At 66.1% G+C, this 20261-nt stretch carries 22 protein-coding genes; 8 read left to right on the top strand and 14 right to left on the bottom strand.

What is annotated here, in order from left to right; translation table 11 throughout:
- Positions 1 to 6: 6 nt before the first annotated feature.
- The 3 genes from BLS40_RS06630 to BLS40_RS06620 are packed head-to-tail and all read left to right on the top strand — an operon-like array spanning position 7 to position 2177.
- Positions 7 to 474 (top strand): NUDIX domain-containing protein, encoded by a 468-nt coding sequence (locus tag BLS40_RS06630; protein ID WP_092150351.1) that lies wholly within the window; start codon positions 7 to 9, stop codon positions 472 to 474.
- Complete coding sequence (locus tag BLS40_RS06625; protein WP_092150348.1) at positions 467 to 1462, top strand: ABC transporter ATP-binding protein; 996 nt, start codon at positions 467 to 469, stop codon at positions 1460 to 1462. Before BLS40_RS06630 ends, BLS40_RS06625 begins: the two co-directional genes overlap by 8 nt.
- Complete coding sequence (locus BLS40_RS06620; RefSeq protein ID WP_092150345.1) at positions 1455 to 2177, top strand: hypothetical protein; 723 nt, start codon at positions 1455 to 1457, stop codon at positions 2175 to 2177. Before BLS40_RS06625 ends, BLS40_RS06620 begins: the two co-directional genes overlap by 8 nt.
- Positions 2178 to 2198: 21 nt before the next feature.
- Here BLS40_RS06620 and cls read toward each other — a convergent pair whose 3' ends face one another.
- The 4 genes from cls to BLS40_RS06600 are packed head-to-tail and all read right to left on the bottom strand — an operon-like array spanning position 2199 to position 5987.
- Positions 2199 to 3674: a cardiolipin synthase gene (cls, locus tag BLS40_RS06615; protein ID WP_092150342.1), complete on the bottom strand. Its 1476-nt coding sequence runs from the start codon at positions 3672 to 3674 to the stop codon at positions 2199 to 2201.
- A 6-nt stretch (positions 3675 to 3680) separates the two neighbouring features.
- The gene (locus BLS40_RS06610; protein WP_092152212.1) at positions 3681 to 4460 is read right to left on the bottom strand and encodes an exodeoxyribonuclease III; all 780 of its coding nucleotides are present in this window, start codon (positions 4458 to 4460) and stop codon (positions 3681 to 3683) included.
- Between the two features lie 10 nt (positions 4461 to 4470).
- Entirely contained in the window at positions 4471 to 5415 is a 945-nt protein-coding gene (locus BLS40_RS06605; RefSeq protein WP_092150339.1) for an N-acetylglutamate synthase, CG3035 family, read from the bottom strand.
- Positions 5415 to 5987 (bottom strand): peptide deformylase, encoded by a 573-nt coding sequence (locus BLS40_RS06600; RefSeq protein ID WP_092150336.1) that lies wholly within the window; start codon positions 5985 to 5987, stop codon positions 5415 to 5417. The genes BLS40_RS06605 and BLS40_RS06600 overlap by 1 nt, the downstream gene beginning before the upstream one ends.
- Before the next feature lie 16 nt (positions 5988 to 6003).
- Here BLS40_RS06600 and BLS40_RS06595 point away from each other — a divergent pair, with 16 nt between their 5' ends.
- The 4 genes from BLS40_RS06595 to BLS40_RS06580 all read left to right on the top strand — a co-directional run bounded on the left by BLS40_RS06595 (position 6004) and on the right by BLS40_RS06580 (position 9288).
- Entirely contained in the window at positions 6004 to 6219 is a 216-nt protein-coding gene (locus tag BLS40_RS06595) for a DUF3263 domain-containing protein (protein WP_231908404.1), read from the top strand.
- A 306-nt stretch (positions 6220 to 6525) separates the two neighbouring features.
- The gene (locus BLS40_RS06590) at positions 6526 to 7344 is read left to right on the top strand and encodes a hypothetical protein (protein WP_157672452.1); all 819 of its coding nucleotides are present in this window, start codon (positions 6526 to 6528) and stop codon (positions 7342 to 7344) included.
- A gap of 24 nt (positions 7345 to 7368) precedes the next feature.
- A complete protein-coding gene (locus tag BLS40_RS06585) occupies positions 7369 to 8145 on the top strand; it encodes a LytR C-terminal domain-containing protein (RefSeq protein WP_157672451.1) in 777 nt (258 codons plus the stop codon).
- 9 nt (positions 8146 to 8154) lie between these two features.
- Entirely contained in the window at positions 8155 to 9288 is a 1134-nt protein-coding gene (locus tag BLS40_RS06580) for a glutamate--cysteine ligase (protein WP_092150324.1), read from the top strand.
- Positions 9289 to 9294: 6 nt separating this feature from the next.
- Here BLS40_RS06580 and BLS40_RS06575 read toward each other — a convergent pair whose 3' ends face one another.
- From BLS40_RS06575 to BLS40_RS06530, 10 genes are all read right to left on the bottom strand, one after another.
- Complete coding sequence (locus BLS40_RS06575) at positions 9295 to 9651, bottom strand: monovalent cation/H(+) antiporter subunit G (protein ID WP_006840540.1); 357 nt, start codon at positions 9649 to 9651, stop codon at positions 9295 to 9297.
- On the bottom strand, positions 9648 to 9926 hold the full coding sequence (locus BLS40_RS06570) for a monovalent cation/H+ antiporter complex subunit F (RefSeq protein ID WP_092150321.1): 279 nt from the start codon (positions 9924 to 9926) through the stop codon (positions 9648 to 9650). The genes BLS40_RS06575 and BLS40_RS06570 overlap by 4 nt, the downstream gene beginning before the upstream one ends.
- Before the next feature lie 3 nt (positions 9927 to 9929).
- Positions 9930 to 10439, bottom strand: coding sequence for a Na+/H+ antiporter subunit E (locus BLS40_RS06565; protein WP_092150318.1), 510 nt, complete (start codon positions 10437 to 10439; stop codon positions 9930 to 9932).
- 3 nt (positions 10440 to 10442) lie between these two features.
- Positions 10443 to 12245 (bottom strand): Na+/H+ antiporter subunit D, encoded by a 1803-nt coding sequence (locus tag BLS40_RS06560; protein WP_092150315.1) that lies wholly within the window; start codon positions 12243 to 12245, stop codon positions 10443 to 10445.
- On the bottom strand, positions 12235 to 12729 hold the full coding sequence (locus tag BLS40_RS06555; RefSeq protein WP_092150312.1) for a Na(+)/H(+) antiporter subunit C: 495 nt from the start codon (positions 12727 to 12729) through the stop codon (positions 12235 to 12237). The genes BLS40_RS06560 and BLS40_RS06555 overlap by 11 nt, the downstream gene beginning before the upstream one ends.
- The gene (locus BLS40_RS06550) at positions 12730 to 15684 is read right to left on the bottom strand and encodes a Na+/H+ antiporter subunit A (RefSeq protein WP_092150309.1); all 2955 of its coding nucleotides are present in this window, start codon (positions 15682 to 15684) and stop codon (positions 12730 to 12732) included.
- Between the two features lie 158 nt (positions 15685 to 15842).
- Positions 15843 to 16376, bottom strand: a complete 534-nt coding sequence (locus tag BLS40_RS06545) for an acetyl-CoA acetyltransferase (RefSeq protein ID WP_092150307.1) — start codon at positions 16374 to 16376, stop codon at positions 15843 to 15845.
- Positions 16377 to 16587: 211 nt separating this feature from the next.
- A complete protein-coding gene (locus tag BLS40_RS06540) occupies positions 16588 to 17946 on the bottom strand; it encodes a M20/M25/M40 family metallo-hydrolase (protein ID WP_092150304.1) in 1359 nt (452 codons plus the stop codon).
- Between the two features lie 144 nt (positions 17947 to 18090).
- Positions 18091 to 18759 (bottom strand): hypothetical protein, encoded by a 669-nt coding sequence (locus BLS40_RS06535; protein ID WP_092150301.1) that lies wholly within the window; start codon positions 18757 to 18759, stop codon positions 18091 to 18093.
- Between the two features lie 158 nt (positions 18760 to 18917).
- On the bottom strand, positions 18918 to 20099 hold the full coding sequence (locus BLS40_RS06530) for an IS1249 family transposase (RefSeq protein ID WP_092148108.1): 1182 nt from the start codon (positions 20097 to 20099) through the stop codon (positions 18918 to 18920).
- On the opposite strand from BLS40_RS06530, the gene BLS40_RS11075 reads away from it, so the two are divergent.
- On the top strand, positions 19984 to 20256 hold the full coding sequence (locus tag BLS40_RS11075) for a hypothetical protein (protein WP_172807979.1): 273 nt from the start codon (positions 19984 to 19986) through the stop codon (positions 20254 to 20256). The two genes, BLS40_RS06530 and BLS40_RS11075, sit on opposite strands and share 116 nt — an antisense overlap.
- Positions 20257 to 20261 lie beyond the last annotated feature (5 nt).

Raw genomic sequence — 20261 nt, 5'->3', positions numbered from 1 at the left:
GGGGATATGGAAGGTGACGGCAACGGCTGGGTCGATGGGCCCGGCGGCAGCAAACTGTGGGGGCGCTTCGGCGCGGCCGGTCTCTTTTTGCGGGCGGGCGACCGGGTGCTGCTGCAGCACCGGGCGATGTGGACGGCGCAGGGAGGCACGTGGGGCCTGCCCGGCGGCGCCCGCGACTCGCACGAGACCGTGGCGGAGACGGCGCTGCGCGAGACGGTGGAGGAGTGCGCGATTGACACGTCCCTGGTGGCCGTGGACGGCGCGCTGGTGACGGCCGGGCCGTTCGAGTCCGGCTGGAGCTACACGACGGTGCTCGCGCGCACCCGATCGGGCGCGCCGATCCCGGTGGTGGCGAACGAGGAGTCGGCGGAGCTGCGCTGGGTTCCCGTGGGCGAGATCCGCGAGCTGCCGCTGCACCCGGGTTTTGCGGCCTCGCTGGACACGCTTCTAGGGCATACTAAACCGCATGATTGAAGTTAAAGGCCTGACCAAGCAGTACGGGCCCGTGCGCGCGGTGGACGACATCACCTTCACCGTCAAACCCGGCGTGGTTACCGGCTTCCTCGGCCCCAACGGCGCCGGGAAGTCGACGACCATGCGGATGATCCTTGGCCTCGACACCCCCACGGCGGGCACGGCGCTTATCGACGGCTCCCGCTACGCCCAGTTGTCCACACCCGCGCGCCGTGTCGGCGCGCTTTTGGACGCCAAGGGCGTGCACCCCAACCGCAGCGCCCGCGCCTCGCTGCTCTGGCAGGCCCAGGCGTCCGGGCTGCCCGCCGCGCGTGTGGACGAGGTGCTCGACCTCGTCGGCCTTACCGAGGTGGCGGGCAAGCGCGCCGGCGGGTTCTCCCTCGGCATGGGCCAGCGCCTCGGCATCGCGTCCGCGCTGCTGGGGGACCCGGAGTACCTGATTTTGGACGAGCCGGTCAACGGGCTCGACCCCGAGGGCATCCGCTGGGTGCGCCAGCTGCTGCGCACGCTAGCGGACGAGGGGCGCACCGTGTTTATCTCCTCGCACCTGCTGGCGGAGATGGCGCAGACCGCGGACCACCTCATCGTGATCGGCCGCGGCAAGCTGGTGGCCGACACGTCGGTGCACGAGTTCATCAAGGGCAACACAGCGGCGGTGACTGTGGTCCGCCCGGTGGACACGTCCGCGATGGAGGCCGCGCTGGCGGCGGCCGAGGTGCCCTTTGACCGCGGCCGCGACGCCGACGGTCGGCCGGTCATCACCGTGGACGGCCGCTCGTCCGACGAGATCGGCGCGCTGGCGTTCAACGCCGGTGTCCAGCTCGCGGAGCTGTCCCAGCGCAGCGCCTCGCTGGAGGACGCCTACATCCACTCCACCGAGGGCCACGTCCAGTACCAGGCAACGGATCGGGCCACGGATCGGGCCACGGATCGGGCCACGGATCAGGCAACGGATCAGGCAACGTCGAAGGGAAAACACCGTGCTTAACCTCTTGCGTGCGGAGTGGACGAAGCTGCGTTCCACCGCCTCCTTCTACTGGACAACCGGGCTCGTCCTCGCCATCGCCGCGGGCTTCGCCGCAATTTTCGCCGGGCCACCGGGCGCGATGTACCTGCCGATTACGGTGATCATGACCGTGGGCATGATCACCTCCATCATCGTCATCGTCCAGGCCGCGATGGTGGTGACCACGGAGTACCGCTTCGGGCTGCCGGCCACGAACTTCCGCCTCACCCCGCAGCGCTGGCGGGTCGCGGTGGCCAAGCTTGTGCTCTACGCCGTGCTCGCCGCCGCGGCCGCGTTCGCCGCCGCCGTTATCGCCTTTGCGCTTGGCGACGCCTTCGCCGACGTCCCCGCGAACTGGACCACGAACCCGGCGACCACCCGCGCCCTGTGGGCCCTGCCGGCCGGCATCGCTCTTTTGGTGATGTTCACCCAGGGCGTCGGCTGGATCGTGCGCAACACTGCGGGCACCGTCACCTTGATGTTCGCGCTGCAGTTCGTCGCCGAAACCATCATCGGGTTCATCCCCCGCGTCGGCCGCGACATTGTGCAGTACATGCCGTTTTCCAACCTGTTCGCCTTCATGTTTAACTCCCCGACGCAGAGCCACGGGGTGGGGGCGTCCCTGGGCATCTTCGCGGCGTGGGCGCTTGCGGTGTGGGTCGTCGGCGTGGTGCTGCTGCACCGCCGCGCCGCCTAGGGCGTGGCTACTGCAGCGTGGCTACTGCAGCGCCGAGGTCAGCCGCATCACGTTGTCGATGTAGCGCCGGTGCCACGGCCTGCGGTTCCACTCCTCCAGCGTGAGTTCGCGAGAGACACCCATGTAGGTGCCCGCGAGGCGCTCGAGCTCGCCCAGGAGCGACCCCGACGCGACGAATAGCGAGTTCTCGTAGTTCAACGAAAACGACCGCATGTCCATGTTGGATGAGCCGACCACGGCAATGGTGGTCTCACTGCCCGGATCGGCCAGCGCGAACTTCGTGTGCAGGACGTAGGGGGCGGGAAACTCCCAGATGTGCACCCCGGCGCTCAGCAGCTGCTCGTAGTAAGACGACTGGGCGTGGTTGACGATGAACTGGTCCGCTTTCTCGCCCACGAGCAGGTCCACACGCACGCCGCGGTAGCACGCCGTGGTCACCGCCTCCAGCAGGGAGGCCTCGGGCACGAAGTAGGGCGAGCACAGGATGAGGCGCTCGTGCGCCTGGTTGATCAGGGTGTTAAACATCCGCAGGTTCGGCTCCGTGTGGTACCCGGGCCCGGAGGGGACGAGCTGCACCACGTGCTCACCGGGGGAATCCACGCTGAGGCGGCGCGGCGGCAGGAGCTCGATCGCCTCCCCGGACTCCGTGAACCAGTCCACGGCGAACATGGATTCCAGCGAGGTGACGATCGGCCCCTCCAGCTCCACCATCACATCAATCCACTGCCGGCCCGCCCGCCGGTGGGCGCGCGTGAGGTAGCCCCGGTCGATGAGGTTGAGCGAGCCCACCAGAGCCCTATGCCCGTCGACGATGACCACCTTGCGGTGGTTGCGCAGGTCCGGGCGGCGAAAGCGCCCCTTCCAGGGCTGCAGAGGCAGCATGAGGTTCCAGTCAATCCCCGCCTCGGTCAGCCTGCGCTTCATGCGCCGGAAACCGGGGTACTTGAGCGAGCCGATGTGATCGAACAGCAGGCGCACGTGGACCCCGCGCGCCACAGCGCGCTCTAAGGCCTCGAACACCGGCGCCGTCGTGTTATCCCAGGCCACGGCGTAGATTTCGAGGTCCACGTAGTGCTCGGAGGCGTCGACAAGCTCGGCGATCCGGCGGATGGCAAGCTCATAGTCGGCCCACAGGCGGCGCACGTTTGCGTTGACGGCCGGGAAACCCGTTAGCCGGCGGTGGAGCCGCACGGCGGCCTGCAGATCCTCCGGCAGCCGCGCCTCGGGCGGGAAGTCCGGGATGTCTACGTGGACGTTTTGGATCTCCGCGTGCGCGCGGGCCTGGATGCGGTGGCGGCGGCGGTAGAAGAACGTTGATCCCATCAGCAGGTACAGGGGCAGGCCGATAATGGGCAGCAGGAGAATGAGCAGCAGCCATGCGTTCGCCGACGACGGGCGCCGGTTGGACGGGACGATGCCGATCATGACGAACTTGATCGCGTAATCAATCACCATCGCCGCGAGCTGCCAGTAGCTCACATCCAGGTTCAGCGTCATGCGGCGCTACCGCACCTCGTCGTACGCCAGGGGCCGCGTGTCGAAATCGGCGATGACGGGGGCGTGGTCGGAAGCGCCCTTGCCGCGGCGCTCGTCGACGTCCACCCACGCGCGGTCCAGCTTGCGGGCGATCGGCTCCGTGGCCAGCAGAAAATCAATCAGCATGCCCTGGTTCTTCTGGAAACGCATGGACTTGTAGTCCCAAAACGAGTAGTCGTCGCCGTGCCGGATCTCCGTCAGCCCCGCCTCTTGAAGCATCTGGAACGCCGCGCGCTCCGGCTCGGTCACGTGCGTTTTCCCCTCGAACCAGGAGATGTCCCACACGTTCTCGTCCCGCGGGGCGATGTTGAAGTCCCCCACGAACAGCTGCGGCGCATTCGTGTCCACCGCGAGCTGCAAAGAATAGAGGAACTGCAGCTTGTAGTCGTAGTGCGGGTGGCCGATCTCGCGGCCGTTGGGCACGTAGAGCGACCACACCTCCACCCCGCCGCACGTCGCGCCCACCGCGCGGGCCTCCACCGTGCCCTCGTAGGCCGGCTGGTGGTCGAACGCCGTCTGCACATCTTCTAGGCCGACGCGCGAAGCGATTGCCACCCCGTTCCACTGGTTGGTGCCCACGTGCGCCACCTCGTAGCCGGCCGCATCGAACACCGCGTAGGGGAACTTCGCGTCCGCCGTCTTCGTCTCCTGCATAGCTAACACATCGACGTCGTTGCGCTCCAAGAAAGCGGCGATACGCTCGGCGCGGCTGCGCACCGAGTTGACGTTCCACGTAGCTATGCGCATGTCATACACCCTAACCCAGACGCGCGTAGCGGTGCCGGTGATGCTCCGTGAAACCCAGCTTGTCGTACAGGCCCAGCGCCGCAACGTTGTCCTGCCGCACGTGCAGGTAGGCCTCATCGGCGCCCTCGGTGGCGCCCCACGCCAGCAGCGAGGCCCCCAGCTCCGTGCCGAGCCCCATGCGCCGGAACTCGGGCGCGACCTCCACCGCCGAGTACCCCAGCCAGCGCCGGCCGTCCTCCGACTCCGTCAGCGTCGCCCGCGTCACCGCCACCGTCCGGCCGTCGCGCAGCAGGCGCGCGTAGGCGATGCGGCCGTCAATCGGGCGGATCGCCTCTGCCGGCAGCGGCTGGCCCCGGAAACGGTACATCGCCAGCCACTCGTCATCCGGGGTGTCCAGCACCTCGACATTCGGCGACACGGCCCCACCTTCGAGCGGGCGGGTCATCACCACAATCTCCTCGCCCAGCTCCCACTCGTCGGTGAGCACCTTGAGCGCCGGCTTGCCAATGCGCTCCGGAATCAGCAGCTGCACCGGCATCCCCCGCTGCCGGTAGAACTCCGAAATCTCCTCCAACGGCACCGGGTTAAACCCCGCCGAGTAACCGATCGGGGTCGCCGAATTGGACCGTTCCGCGATTTCGACACCGGCGCGCGCCAACCAGCCGTCGACAAGGAGCTGCTCCTGGCCCGGGAACGCCTTCGCTGCGGCGACCTCGACCGCGCGGATGTCGCTGTTGCGCACCGTGCGCGGCGAGAGCTTCTTGATGATGTGGGCGCTCTCGATCGTGATCGCGTCCTTGAACGAGGGGAAGCCGCCGACCTCCTGCGGGCGGATAACCAGCGGATCCACCGAAATCACGTGCCCGATGACGTCGCTGGCGTGCTCGCCCACGCGCTGGCGGACCACCACCCGGTCACCCGGGCTGACCACGTCCGACCGGAAAAGCCGCGGCATCAGTGGCCGAACGGGTCGTCGTCCGTGCCCGGCAGCCACGTGTTGCCGGCGACGTTCCAGCCCTTGTCACGGATCACCCGCTTCGCCTCGCGCTTGTAGCGGCCCGTGAGCACGTCCGTGTACACGAAACCGTCCAGGTGGCCGACCTCGTGCTGCAGGCAGCGCGCGAAAAAGCCCTCGCCCTCGACGCTGACCTCGTTGCCGTTCTCATCCAGGCCGGTCACCTTCGCCCAGGATGCGCGGCCCGTCGGCCACGACTCGCCGGGCACTGAGAGGCAGCCTTCGTCGTCCTCGCCGTCGTCACGCGGCATCGTCTTGGGAATCTCGGACGTCTCCAGCACCGGGTTGATCACCGTGCCGCGGCGCATCACGTCGCCGTCGGGGCAGTGGTAGACGAACAGGCGCAGTGGCACGCCGACCTGGTTGGCCGCCAACCCCACGCCGAAGGCGGCGTCCATGGTCTCGTGCATGTCCGCGATCAGTTCCTTCAGCTCCGCAACGGGCTGCTCCACGGGTTTCGTGGGCTCGTGCAACACCGGGTCGCCGTAGATCACGATGGGTCGAATTGTCATGCTTAATATATTAGGCATGCTTAGCGATGCCGACCTCACTCTCCTCGACTTCGAAGCCACCGCTCCCCGGTCCGTGGGCGCGAAGGAGGACGCGATCAGGTCGGATCTGGGACTCAGCCCGATCCGCTACTACCAGCGGCTCAACGTTTTGCTGGATTCCTCGGAGGCTCTGGCCATGAGACCCCAGCTGGTGCGGCGCCTGCAGCGCCTGCGGGACCGGTCCGCGGGGTGAGATGTCACTGTCGGGCGATCCTCGACTGTGACCGCCTGGGTTTTTGACGTGCGAGGCGCGCCCGGTGTGACATCTCAAATGTCACGGTAGGGGAGTTGGGTGGCGCCCCACCTGCGGTTTTGCTTGCCTGATTTCGCCGACCGTGACATGTGGCCCCGAGGGAACGACGCCGGGGCCGGGCCAGTCTAATCAGCCATGGACAATATCTACGGGCACCCAGACTGGCGCGACCGGCTGGCAGAGACCCTGGTCGACCTGCGGGCCCTTCCCCTTGACGATGTCAGGCGCGATCCCGCCGCCAGTGGCTTGGTCAGACTCACCAACCAGATCGCTATCCCCGCCGACGTTCTGGCGGAGCTGGGCTTCCCCGCGCTGCGCTTCGTGGAGGCCGTTGCGCGGGGCCGCAATGCGTATGAAGCGGTGTTGACCGGCCGGTCGGCGGCGCGTGTTCTGGGGATGTGGGTGGTGTCGCTGACTCCCGAGCCGGTGGAGTTGGCGCTGCCCAGCGGGGAGGCGCCCCCGACGTACCGGCGCGAGAGGTCCGTGGTGTGCCGCCGCCGGCCCCCGGGTCCGTTCACCGAGGTCTTCGGGGCGCGCGCGACGGTTCCGGTGCGCACGTTTATCGAGATCGCGCGCACCCACGGCTTTGCCGAGGGGCTAATCGCGGCAGATTGGCTGCTGGCGAACGGGTACGACCGCGACGATCTCTACCGGGAGGTGGGGCGGATGGGCAGCTTCGGCAACGTGCGGGTGGTGCGCCGCTGCATACAATTCGCTACCGCGCTATCGGAGTCCCCCTACGAATCGCTCGCGCGCGCGTTGCTCATTGAGGAAGGCGTCGAGGGCGTCGTGGTGCAGGGAAGGGCCGGGCGCTATCGTATGGATCTGCTGGTTGACGACTGGCTGGCAATCGAGGTCGACGGGGACGTCAAGTACGCCGACGATCCCGGGCTGACGATCCGCGAGGAGTACGCCCGGCAGAAAAAGCTGGGCAATATGGGATACGTCTTTCTGCGGTACCGTCCGCAAGAGCTGCGAGAAAAGCCCGAATTGTTCGTTGCGGAGGTGCTGGCGATGCTGCAGGGTACCCGCCTGCCGGCGGCGCGTCGCAGCGCCCGCAGTTGAATCCGGGGTAATAGTGTTACGGGTGTGAGTACTGTGAATCCTGGTAACGGAAACCCCGACGACTACGCCGGTGAGGTCGATGAGTACCGCGGCTCGCACCGCCGCGACGACGAGAACGACGCCGCCGGCAGCACAGCCGCGGCTGCAGGGGGTATCCCGAAGCGGGGCTTGGCGATGATCCTCATCGCCGTCGCCGCAATTCTGCTGCTCTGGGGCCTGTACGCGCTGACGCAGAACGACAACGACAGCGCAAACGTGACGGGCCCGGCGACGAGCTCGGCGCCCGCGCAGGGGCAGAACCAGCAGCACGGCCAGCAGGGCCAGCAGGGCCAGCAGAGCCCGGCACCTGCGGACAACACGAGCGCCAACCAAAGCGAGAACTCAGCGCAAAACCAGGCCCAGGACCCGGCGCAGAACCCCGCGCAGCCCCAGAACCCGGCACCCGCCCCCAACCAGGGCCCGGCGTTGACGAGGGAGAACGCGCAGGTGTACGTGTTCAACAACTCGCCCAACCAGGGCCTGGCCGGTGCGACGGCGGACCGGCTGTCTGCGGAGTTCACGGTGGAGAACCGGACGGCGGATTCGACGTCAATGAACCTCCCCGAGCAGCGCTACGGTATTTTCCCGCGCACGACGGTGTTCTTCGATCCGTCGGTAAGCGGGGCGGAGCAGGTGGCGGCCGATGTGGCACGCCAGGTCGATGGAGTTGCCACGCCGGTCACCGACGTGCCCGAGGGTGCGACGCTGCCCGACCAGGTCCGCGGCAACCGCGAGGCTATCTCCGTGGTGCTCGCCGGGTAACATTGCCTCATGGATCCGTTCCGTGATTTCGCCAGGTCCCCGAATCAGACGCTGGGCGTCGAGTGGGAGATCTGCCTCGTCGACCCGCAGACCCGTGATCTGGTGCCCCGCGCCGCGGAGGTGATCGACGAGGTCACCGCCCGCCACCCCGAGCTGCACTTGGAGCGCGAGTTCCTGCAAAACACCATCGAGCTGGTCACCCCGGTATGCACGAACGCGGGCGAGGCGGTGCGGTTCCTCACCGACGCCACCGAGAAGGTGCGCGCGGTAGCGGAGGAGGAGAACCTGCGGCTGTGGGCGTCGGGCGGGCACCCGTTCTCGGATTTCCGCAAGCAGCCGCTGAGCCCGAAAATTACCTACAAGGAGATCATCAACCGCACCCAGTACTGGGGCCAGCAGATGATGCTGTGGGGCATCCACTGCCACATCGGCATCCGGCATGAGGACCGCGTGTGGCCGATCATCAACGCGGTGATGACCAAGTACCCGCACCTGCTGGCCATCTCGGCGTCGAGCCCGGGGTGGGACGGCCTGGACACGGGGTACGCCTCGAACCGCACGATGCTCTACCAGCAGCTTCCCACCGCGGGCATGCCGTACCAGTTCCAGTCGTGGGACGAGTGGGTGCAGTTCATGCGGGACCAGCAGACATCGGGGGTGATCAACCACACGGGCAGCATGCATTTCGACGTCCGCCCGGCCGCGAAGTGGGGCACCATCGAGGTGCGCATCTCGGACGCGACGTCGAACCTGCGCGAGCTGGCGGCGATTGCGGCGCTGACGCACTGCCTGGTGGTGCACTACGACCGGATGATCGACGAGGGCAAAGAATTTCCCACGCTGCAGCCGTGGCATGTGGCGGAAAACAAGTGGCGTGGCGCGCGCTACGGCATGGAGGCTCTCGTGATTACCAGCCGCGCGACGGACGAGCGCTGGGTCACCGAGGAGCTGGTCGACTTGGTCGACAGCCTCCAGGGCGTCGCCGCCGATCTCGGCTGCGTGGAGGAGTTGAACCTGGTGCTGGAAATCCTCGAACGCGGCGCGGGGTATCAGCGCCAGCGCAGGCTTTTCGACGTCCACCGTGACTGGAAACCGGCCGTCGATCTGGCCTGCGACGAGCTGACCTCCCTGACCTGGGGCTGATCCCGCTTAGCGCTTCGGGGCGGGGCGTTCGTTGACGGTGAGGGCGTCTTCGCCGCCGTAAAGGCCTTCGAGGCGCGAGACGCGCCCGAGGCGCTGGGCGGTGACGGGGTTGGTCATGAGCGCGAAGATGACGAGCAGGACGAGCATGCCGATGTCGCCGCGTTCGTGGACACCGAAGTCGGGGGAGCCGATGACGCGGATGATGGTGCCCACGACCATGAGCACCAGGCCGGTGGTCTGGGGTTTGGTGATTGCGTGGATGCGCGCGAGGGTGGATTTAAAACGCACGGATCCGACGGCGGCGGAGAACACCATGAATGCGCCGGGGAGGATGAAGATGAGGGAGATGATGTCGGTGATCATGAGATGTCGTCCCTTCGGCGGAAGCGGGCCACGGACAGCGAGGCGATGAATCCGAGCAGCGCGATGACAATCATCGCGTTGACCACGGTGGTGTCGATGGTCCAGCAGATGTAGAGGGCGAGCACGCACTGCAGTGAGGCGGTGAAGGCGTCGTTGCCAAGCACGCGGTCGAGCGAGTTGGGGCCGACGACAATACGCCAGCCGATGATGAACAGGCCGGCCACGAGAAAGGCGGCGGCGATGCCGAGGAAGATGTTGTACAGGTTCGGGTCCATGGCTTAGCCCCTGCTTTCGAAGATGTCGATCATTTGGCGCTCTAGCTTTGCCACGCTGCGGCGTTCCCGCGCGATATCCTCTTCGGTCTCGGCGTTGAGGACGTGGATGGTCCATTCACGGTTGGCGATGTCCAAGTCGGTGACGGAGCCGCCGGGCTGCAGGTTGTAGGCGCAGGTGGCCAGGTAGAGCACGAGCTCGTTGGAAACCCGCATGGGCACTTTGAGGATGGCGCTGCGCGGCGGGGCGGCGGGCCGCAGCGCGAGCCACGCGACCTTGGCGGAGGCGACGATGAGGTCGCCGAACCACACGATCACGAATACGGCGAGTTTGCTCCAGCGGACGCGGTGGTGGTCGCGCGGCACCTTCGGCAGGGGCAGCGCTAGCACGATGAGCAGGGCGAGCGCGAGGCCGCCGAGCACGTTGCCCCAGCTGAGCTCGTCCATGAGGATGACCCACATCGCCGTGAGCCACAGTACGAAGAGGGGGCGGAGACGGGCTGCAAAACCTTTCATGGCCTATTCTCCTTCCGCTTCCGACTGAAGTGAGCCGTCGCCAGGGTTGCCCTGCGTCGCGGGCTCGGCGACGGGCGCGGTGCTCTCCCCCTCGGGCGGGACAGAGGTTGGACCCGGGGCGGTGGTGCGCATGTCCAGGGCGTCGCTCCCTTCCTGCATCGTGGGCTGATCGAGGTTGCGGGTCGGGTCGGTGTATCCGGGCCGCAGCACGGCATCCCGGTAGATGGAGCGGTCCTGGGCGGATTCGGCGGCGCGGTCGGTCACGGCCGCCATGGGGCCGGCCAGCAGCGTGATGGCCAAGGACGCGGCAATGAGCAGCGAGGTTGAGAGCAGCATGCCGGGCGGGACGCGGCCGACGTCGGAACGCTCCTCGATGGCCACGGTGGACTGGCGGTCCGACAGCGCCGACGGCCGGTCGATGGCGATGTGGCCCTCGGGGGCGTCGGCGCGGTCGCGCACGAAGCCTTTCGACCAGACCAGGATCATGGCGTAGAGCGTCAGCAGCGAGGTGACCACTGCGCCACCGATGAGGACCCAGGACAGCCACGATCCCTCGGCCGCGCCGGCCTCCAAAAGCATGATCTTGCCCAGGAAACCGGAGAACGGGGGAATGCCGCCCAGGTTGAGGGCGGGGATGAAGTAGAGCAGCGCGATCACGGGCGCGGTATAGAGCAGCGAGCCGAGGCGGCGCAGCTGGGAGGTGCCGGCCTGGCGCTCGATGAGCCCGACGACGAGGAACAGAGAGGTCTGCACGAGCACGTGGTGGACGGCGTAGAAGATGGCCCCGGAGAGGCCTTCCATGGTGCCCAGGGCAACGCCGAAGATCATGTAGCCGATGTGGCTGACCAGGGTGAACGAGAGCAGACGCTTGATTTCGTTTTGCGCCAGGGCGCCCATGATGCCGACGATCATGGTGGCCAGCGCCACCCACATGAGCAGCCCGTCGAGGGAGCCGTCGGTGAACACGGTGGAGCGCATGCGGATGATCGCGTAGACGCCGACCTTGGTCAACAGGCCGGCGAACACGGCGGTGACGAGCGACGCCGCGGTGGGGTAGGAGTCGGGCAGCCAGGCGTCGAGGGGGACAGCGGCCGCCTTGATGGCAAACGCCACGAGCAGGGTGGCAAAGATGGCCGTGCGGGTGCCCTCGGGCAGCGCCTCCATGCGCTCGCCGGCGTGGGCCATGTTGATGGTGCCCACGGAGGCGTAGATCGCCGCCAGGGCGAACAGGAAGATCATGGACGACGCCATGGACACCATGACGTAGCCGATGCCCGAGCTCACGCGCGCCGGGGAGGCGCCGAGGGTGAGCAACACGTAGGAGGCGACAAGGAAGATCTCGAACCCGACGTACAGGTTGAACAGGTCCCCGGCGAGGAACGCCAGGTTCACACCCATGGTCAGCAACATGTACACGGGCAGGAAGACGGCCACGGGGTCATCCTCGTCGCCGTCGCGAAGCCCCTGCGAGATGCCGTACCACATGACGGCGACCAGCACGATGGCGGAGACCAGCAGCATGATCGTGGCCAGCCGGTCCGCGACGAGCGTGATGCCGATAGGCGCTTCCCAGCCGCCGATCTGCACCGTCTGAATGCCGTAGATGTCGGCGACGATCAGCAAGGTCGCCGCGATGACGGCGAGCGCGACCAGGGTGATGAAGGCGATCGTGCGCTGCGTCGCCAGGTGGCGTCCGGTGAGGAAGATGAGTGCCGCCGCGATGGCGGGCAGCAAAATGGGCAGCGGAATGAGGTAGGAGACGTAGGGCAGGACCAAGCCGGCGAAGTCAAAGAGCTCAGCGGTCATCGTCGGCCTCCGTTACGGGTTCTTCGAAGGAGCGGGGGCCGAACTCGTCACCCAGCGCACTGGCGCGGCCGGTTTCGGGGTCATCGGAGGCGTCGTGGTCCGGCTGCGCGGCTGCGGTGACCGGCCGCGCGGCGATGGCGCGATCCTCCACGTCGCGCTCAACCACGTCATCGCTGCGGTAACGGTACTGGCGGTACGCCAACGCCAGCATGAATGCCACGAGCGCCATCGAAATCACGATCGCGGTGAGGATCATCGCCTGGGCGAGCGGGTCGGACGTTTGCTCGCCGTAGAGCTCGTTGTCGCGGTTGAGGATCGGCGGGGATCCCGCCTGCCCGCCTGACTGCAGCAGTAGCAGATTCGCGCCGTTGCCGATGAGCATGATGCCCATGATCATGCGGGTCATCGCCTTGTCCAGCAGCAGGTACACGCCGGCCGAGATCAGCACGCCTGAGCCGATGAGCAGGAAAAGGTTCGCTTCCATCTACTCGCTCCTTCCTGTTTCGCCTGTTTCGCTAGTGCTTGCCGACGCCCTCTCGCGACGCTTGCTGGCCTGCAGCGCGCGCCGCTGCTCGTTCTTCTCCTGCATGGCGCGGGCGCGTTCCCGAGCGCGCTCCTTGCGGGCGTCTTCTTCCTTGTCCAGGTGCGCGCCGACGGAGGTGAGGATGTGCATGATGAGGCCGACCACGATGACGGAGACCCCGGCGTCGAAAAGCAGGGCGGAGGGGATGGCAACCTGGCCGATGAGCGGGAGGTCGGGTTCGATGTAGCCGGAGGTCAATGGCGGGTAGCCGAAGAACATCGGGGCCACGGCGGCGGCCGCGGAGAGCAGCAGTCCGGTGCCCAGGATGGCTTCGGGGTTGACGGGCAGGGCTTCCTCGATTTCGTCGCGGCCGCCGGCGAGGTAGCGCAGCGCGAACGCCAGGGCGGCGACGAGGCCGCCGGCGAAGCCGCCGCCGGGGGCGTTGTGGCCGGAGAAGAAGAAGTACGCGGCTAAGAGCATCATCGACGGGAAGAGGATGCGGGTGGCGGCCTCGACCATCATGTGGCGGTTTTGCGCCGTTTCGCTGTTGACGGACGAGGACAGCCAGCGCGGCACCGACGAGGAGAGCACGGGACGGCGCGAGTCGCGGTAGAACGACCCCGTGCCGAAGATGAGGCTGGCCACGCCGGTGGCCGCGATCGCCAGCACGGTGATCTCGCCGAAGGTGTCGAAGGCGCGCAGGTCCACCAGAAGCACGTTGACGGCGTTGCGGCCGTGGCCGATCTCGTATGCCAAGTCGGGCATTGGCCCGGAGATGGGTTCCGCGATTCGCGAGGAGATCGCCGTCATGGCCACGATGACCACCGACAGCCCCGTGCCGATGGACAGCCACGCGCGCAGGCGCACGTCGGAATCGCTGCGGCTTTCGAGGTCGGTGGGCATCTTGCGCAGCACGAGCATGAACACGACCATGACGATCGTCTCCACCAGCACCTGCGTCAGCGCGAGGTCGGGCGCGCCGTGCAGCGCGAAAATCAACGCCAGCGAGAAGCCTGTGAGGCCGACCATGACCACGCCGGAGAGGCGGTTGCGCTGCAGGGTTGCGGCCACGGCGATAATCGACATGAACACTACGGTCATTCCCTGCCAGGGGCTGTCCCACACAATCATGCGGATGTCGGTGGACGGCCCGAGAATGAGCCCCGCCAGGGGAACCACCATGAGCACTAGAAAGATGGTAGCCAGGTTGATGGTCAGCGAGCCGCGCTGCGTCGACGCCGTCAGGCGCAGCGACGCGATGCGCAGTGTGCGGATGATGTTGTCCCAGACATCGTCGGCGTCGCCAAGCGCGGGGCGCTCGAACTGCGCCTTGGCCACCACGTCGCGCTGCCAGAACATGAGCGCGCCGGCACCGATGATCACTCCAGTAAGCAGCAGGGGAATAGTAAACCCGTGCCACAGGGCCAGGTAGTTGCCCTCGACCTCGGGGAAACGCACGTCGAGGTACTCGTTGAAGGCGCGGCTCATCCAGCCCGGGAAGAGGCCGAACGCGACCGTGAGCGCGGTGAGGATTGCCGGCGACAGCCACAGGGTGGGGCCGATGGAGTCCATCTGCGCAACTTCCTCCGTGGTGGCGCCCCGCTTGGTGGCGAAGGCCCCGTGGATGAAGTACAGCGAGTACGCCATGGTCAGGATGGAGCCGGCGACCAGGCCCACGAGCAGCATCTTGCCCGGCATGCCGTGGAGCAGCTCCTCGTGCAGCACCGCGTCGAGGGCGGTCTCCTTGGCCACGAACCCGAACAGCGGCGGAATGCCGGCCATCGACGCGGCCGAGATAATCGCCAACACGGCTAAGAGGGGCTCTTTTTTGCCCAGCCCGGACAGCTCGCGGATGTCGCGGGTGCCGGTGGTGTGGTCGATCGCGCCGACGATCATGAACAGCGCGGCCTTGAACAGGGAGTGGCCGAACGTCAGCGCCAGGCCCGCCATGGTGGCCTCGCGCGAGCCGATGCCGATGACCGCGGTGATGAAGCCGAGCTGGGACACCGTGCCGTAGGCCAGGATGAGCTTCAGGTCCTTCTGCTTCAGCGCCATCCAGCCGCCGAGCAGCATGGTGAAGATGCCTGTGCCGCACACCACGATGTGCCAGGTGGGCACGGCCGCGAAGTCGGGGGCGAGGCGGGCGACCAGGTAAATGCCGGCCTTGACCATGGCCGCGGAGTGCAGGTAAGCGGACACCGGGGTGGGGGCGGCCATCGCGCCGGGCAGCCAGAAGTGGAACGGGGCTTGGGCGGACTTGGTCAGCGCGCCGAGCATGACCAGGATGATGGCTGCGGCGATGCCGGGGGTCTCCGCCACGCCGCCGAACGTCGCGATGTCGGACAGTTTCCAGATGCCGGTCTGCTGGCCGAAGAGGATGATGCCCACGAGCATTGCCAGCCCGCCGAAGGTGGTAACCATGAGCGCCTGGATGGCGGAGCGGCGTGACGACGCCCTCTCGCCGTAGTACGCCACCAGGAGGTACGACAGGACGGACGTGAGCTCCCAGAAGGTGTACATCAACAGGAAGTTGTCCGAGATGACAAGGCCGTACATGACCATGGCGAACATGGTCAGCTGCGCGCCGAAGGTGGCGAGGCGGCGTGGGTTGGAGTCGAAGTAGCCCCAGCAGTAGAACAGCACGAGAGAGCCGCAGCCGAGGATGATGAGGCTGAACAGGCCTGAGAGCGCGTCGAGGCGGAAGTCCAGGTTGAGGTTCGTGCTCGGCATCCACTGGTAGGACGCCATGACAGCACCGCCGTCAGCGAATACCCCGCCGTGGAACAGGCTGGCAATCCAGATGAATCCGGCGAGCGGGACTAGGGCGATCAGGGCGAATGCGACACGGCCGATCGTGCGCAGCAGAAGCGGCGCCGCGATGGTGGCGCCGACGAGGGCAATCAAAAGAGACAGCACAACGCGTACCCCTCCTTACTTCAGGTGGACGGGACAGGGACAGCGCCTGCTTCGTGATACCCGTCCGGAGCGCCGGAGCACAAAAGAGGCAGCGTCTTTTAACACTTCAGGGGCTATCTTGCGGCGCGGCCAACCAATGCCGACAACCTTACCAGTTCTCAGAGGTTGCCGTAGATGCGCTGCGCGCCGGAGGACAGTGCGGCTGCGACGGAGTGCGCGGGGCTGTGCCCGAAGCCCACGGCCCACGCGGTGCGGGTGTGGTCGACCTGGTGCGCAACCTTGACGCAGGTGACGGTGGCCTCGTACAGGGTGATCTCGTGGTAGGAGAGGATCTCGACGTAGCGGCCGTGCTCGTTGAGGATGGTGCTCATCGCGGCCGCTGGCCCGGTCGCGGTGACCTCGTGGTAGGTCGACTCGGGGGCCTTCGTCTTCGAGGTCTGCGTGACCTCGACGGTGTAGCGGTGATCGCTGAAGTTCAGCTTGTCGACGCCCACGAGGCCGATCTGAACCGTCGGGGCGGGAGCGTACGTGGCGCGGAACAGGCCCCAGTCCATGCCGTGCGCCTCGGCGCGCAGCTCCCTGGGCAGTTTGCTGTCGATGTCGTAGCGGATCTGGAACGGATCGCGGTCCTCGGTCAGTGCCGGGGCGTGGAACGTGGTGGGGCGGGAGACAGTCGTTGCAGTAGGTGCCATGGTGGGCCGGTGTCCTTCTTGTTGCGGCGTAACGGGGAGGCCGGTCCTTGGTTTTCTGGGTTGCCCTAGCGACTACTTCCCCGTGCCACAAAGGCCGGCTAATGGTGGCCGGGGTGCGTAGCCTTACCTACTAGGCGTACAAGTCGGACTGCTCGTGTCATGCGCATCACACTAGCCGCTGAGGAAGTGACGCGCAACACGGTTTCCTATTTTATTTTGCCGCGAAGCTTGCCCCGGAGCGGCGCAGGAACTCCGCCTCGGCCACGGCGATGCGTTCGATCTCGGCCGGGTCCACGGACTCGTCCACCCCGTGGATGCCGCACATCGGCTCCTCCACGCCGAACAGCGCGATTTCGGCGTCGGGGAAGTGCTCCTGCAGGGTGATGGTCAGCGGGATGGAGCCGCCGGAACCGACGACGGCCAGGGAATCGGCGCGGTAGGAATCCTTCAGGCACTCGCCCAGCAACGACACGGCGGGCCCGGTGATGTCGGTGGCGAACGGCTCGTTGACCTGGGAGACCTCGACGCTGACCTTCGCGCCCCACGGGGCGTTGGCGTGGATGTGCTGCTCGAGCTTCTCGACGGTCTCGGCGGTGCTCATCCCGGCCGGCACGCGCAGGTTGAACTGGGCGCTGGCGCGGGAGTTGATCGCGTTGAGCGCCTCCGAGACGGGCCGGGAGGTAAACCCGATCATGGTCACGGCGGGGCGCGCCCACACCATGTCGGCGGGCTCGTCGTCCACGGTGCCGTAGAGCTGCACGCCCTCCAGCACTCCGGCGTCCTTGCGGAAGGTCTCGCGGTCGTAGGCGTCGCCCTCCCACTTGCCCAGGCAGTCGACGCCGTCGATGGTGGTGCGCCCGTGCTCGTCGAACAGTGAGCTGGCTATACGCACGAGCGCGTCCGCCGCGTCAGGGGCGGCGCCGCCGAAGCCGCCAGAGTGGATGTCGCCGGCGAGGGTTTCCACGCTGACCTGGACCTGGGCACCCCCGCGCAGCTGCGTGGTCAGCGTCGGGGTGCCGACGGCGACGTTGCCGGAATCCGCGATGAGGATGACATCGGCGCGGAAGAGTTCGGGCGAGGTTTCAATGAGGCGCTCGAGACCGCCCTGCCCGCCGAACTCTTCGGAGCCCTCGATGACGACCTTGAGGTTGGCGGACGTTTTCCCGGCGGCGTCGAGAAGACGGATCGCTTCCAGATGCATCGCGAGGTTGCCCTTGCAGTCCGCGGCGCCGCGGCCGTACCAGCGCCCGTCGCGCTCGGTGAGCGTGAACGGGTCCGAGGTCCACGCCGCCGGATCACCGGCGGGCACGACGTCGTAGTGGCTGTAGAGCAGCACGGTCGGGGCCTCGGTGTCAACGATGCGGTCGCCGATGATGGTGTCGGCGTTGTCAATCGTGGGGTGGCGCTTGACGTCGAAGCCGAGGGATTCCAGCGCGGCGACCGTCCACGCGCAGGCAGCCTCGTGCTGATCTGCGAGCTCAGGCACGGAGTGCGGCGAGTTGAACGAGACCAGTGCGGACAGGTCGGCGAAGATGCGGTCGCGGTTGGGGGTGATGTTGGGGGAGGTCATGCGCTCGAACGTACCACCGGCGGCGTCGGCGCTTTGGATGCCGGCTTTGGTGTGGGCGGAGGGCGTGACCAGATGAGCTGAGAGCCCCGTTTCGGGGCACTTCCTTGTTCATTTCGAACGCCCCGAAGGGTCGGCTGGATGAAGCTATGTAGGTCGGAGGGAATACAGCTCGGGGACCCGAGAACTCCCGGCGATCCATTCGCCGGCCTCTGGGTCAATCCACGATGAAACTCGATGAATGCTCTCCAGAATGTTGCCTACATAAGCTGCTTCTTCCGTAAGGTCATGCCTGATGATGGGTTCGTGGTGCGAGCAGCGGTTACGCAAGGCGTATATGGGGGCGATCCGGGTAATCAGCGCTGAAATGCTATGCGTATAGCCGAGGGCTGCGACAAATTTGGGGTGGAGGGTTGCGGCGTGGCGGCGGTCGAGAAGGTGAAACCAGAAGTCGAAGGTGAGTTCCGCAATGACCTTCCCGGGACTAGCTGCCGCCCCGCCAGCGCGTGTGCGAGCCTTATTAACTCCGCGCCTATCCATGTTGTTGAATGCGAGCCCAGCATTGGTGCCGTCTGCGCGCTGGTTGTCGAACCACTTCGGGCCGTACTCTAAGGAAAGAATGCCATCAATCCAGTTTCGGTACAGTACCTCGAAATGCTGGATATCTTCCAGAAACGCTTTGGTTATTCGTGTGTTCCACAGGTAGAGCTCAACAGGAAAGCTGTGGGTCGCGTAGGTGTCCATTCGCGGGGAGGAGAACCATGCGCGCAGGTCGTCGAGCGTCGTCTGCCCCGAGGGTCTGGAGTTGACTTCCACGTCAAAATTATATACCGTCTGGTACGAAGGCCCCGGGTCGATCCCTGCTTTAAGTAGCACATCGCCGGGGTCATTGGCCTTTCTTTGGGCGTTTAGCCGGTGCCATGTTTTCAGGGTTAAACGACAAAATGTGTGTCTGTTGTCGGCGTGTCGCGGGGTTAGATGTGGCCTTTTTGGATGCCGATTGAGTGTGTGTAGTTGGTGTCGATAGCGTTGTCGTAGAGGGCTGGTCGTCCGGTTTCGTGGTCGGCGTGGTTCTCGTTGTGGGTCAGGGTGGATACTTTGGCGAGTTGGTCCTGGCCCCAGTTGGACTGCCTGGCGATCTCAACAGGATCGTCAGGCAGTTCCGTTTGCAGATACAGCCACCACTCCAGCATCCGACGCTGATGCTCCCCGGATCGTCCGCGGTGGGTGCGGGTCAGCAGTTTCAGTTGGGCGTTGATGCCGCCTTCAAGGCTGTTGGTGGTGGATTTGATCCGGTTGGCATCGAGGACACCGTCGGGTGGTTCGAGGTAGACGAACAGTAGGTTGTTTCGCCACAGGTGGTTGAGGCTGTTGTAGGCCTTGCGGGTGCGTTCATGCGTCCATGACCAGGTGCGTTGCCGTGTCGCCGGGTCGGTTGTCCACGTTTTCTGGTTCATCCAGTCGCGGTAGACGTTGCCGTATTCGTGTAGCTGCGCACCCCACGCGGCCGCCTCGTCAAGATCGGTGATCTTCGTGAGGTTGAGCGCGAGCTGGTAGATCGCTCGTCCTGCATCGGTGCGTGGGCGTGAGGTGGTGTGTCGGCGTACCACGCGTTGGGCGTGGACGAGGCAGCGCTGCACTTTCGTTGTGGGCCAGCATGTCTTGATTGCGCTGGCAGCGCCTTGGCCGCCGTCGATGACAGCGATCAGGGGCGCGGGGATACGTTCGAGGAGCTTTTGGTAGTCGCCGGTGGTCTCACGTGTGCACCAGTGCCAGGCGATGACGTGATCCAAGGTGGCGGCTACGATGAGACACCCGCCGGCGGTGTAGGTGCCGTCGATGAAGACCTGGTCGTAGACCCGGCCTTCGTGCCCGATCGTGGGATCGGGGACATCAACTAGCCAGAAGTATTCAAACCGGCGTTGCAGGGTACGCGGATGACACCCTGCTTCGGCAGCAGCGGTTCTCAAGCTCGCACCGGTCGTGAGGTGGGCGATAAATGCTGCGAAGGCTGCGGAGTTGGTGATATCGGGGCGCTGCTTGGTGGTGGAAGCGCCGCAGATTTTGCACCGCCACCGGGTGCGGTTGGCGGAGGTCTTCCCGTTGCGTTTCGTCTCGCCGCCGCACACCTGGCATCGGGGTTGGTTCTTCGGCATTGATCAAGCCAACACCGGCGCCTACCACACGCTGCTGTCACACCCCAATATTTCGCCGCCCTGGGACGGATATAAGCTCCAAGATCATATACTTTCCGGATTACCGCTGATCAACCCAAACAAATCGATGAATCCGGACACACATTTTGTCGTTTAACCCTG

The organism is Corynebacterium mycetoides, from assembly GCF_900103625.1.
GTDB lineage: Bacteria > Actinomycetota > Actinomycetes > Mycobacteriales > Mycobacteriaceae > Corynebacterium > Corynebacterium mycetoides.
Note: the sequence above shows the minus strand (reverse complement) of the source record. Positions and strands in the feature narration are given on the sequence as shown.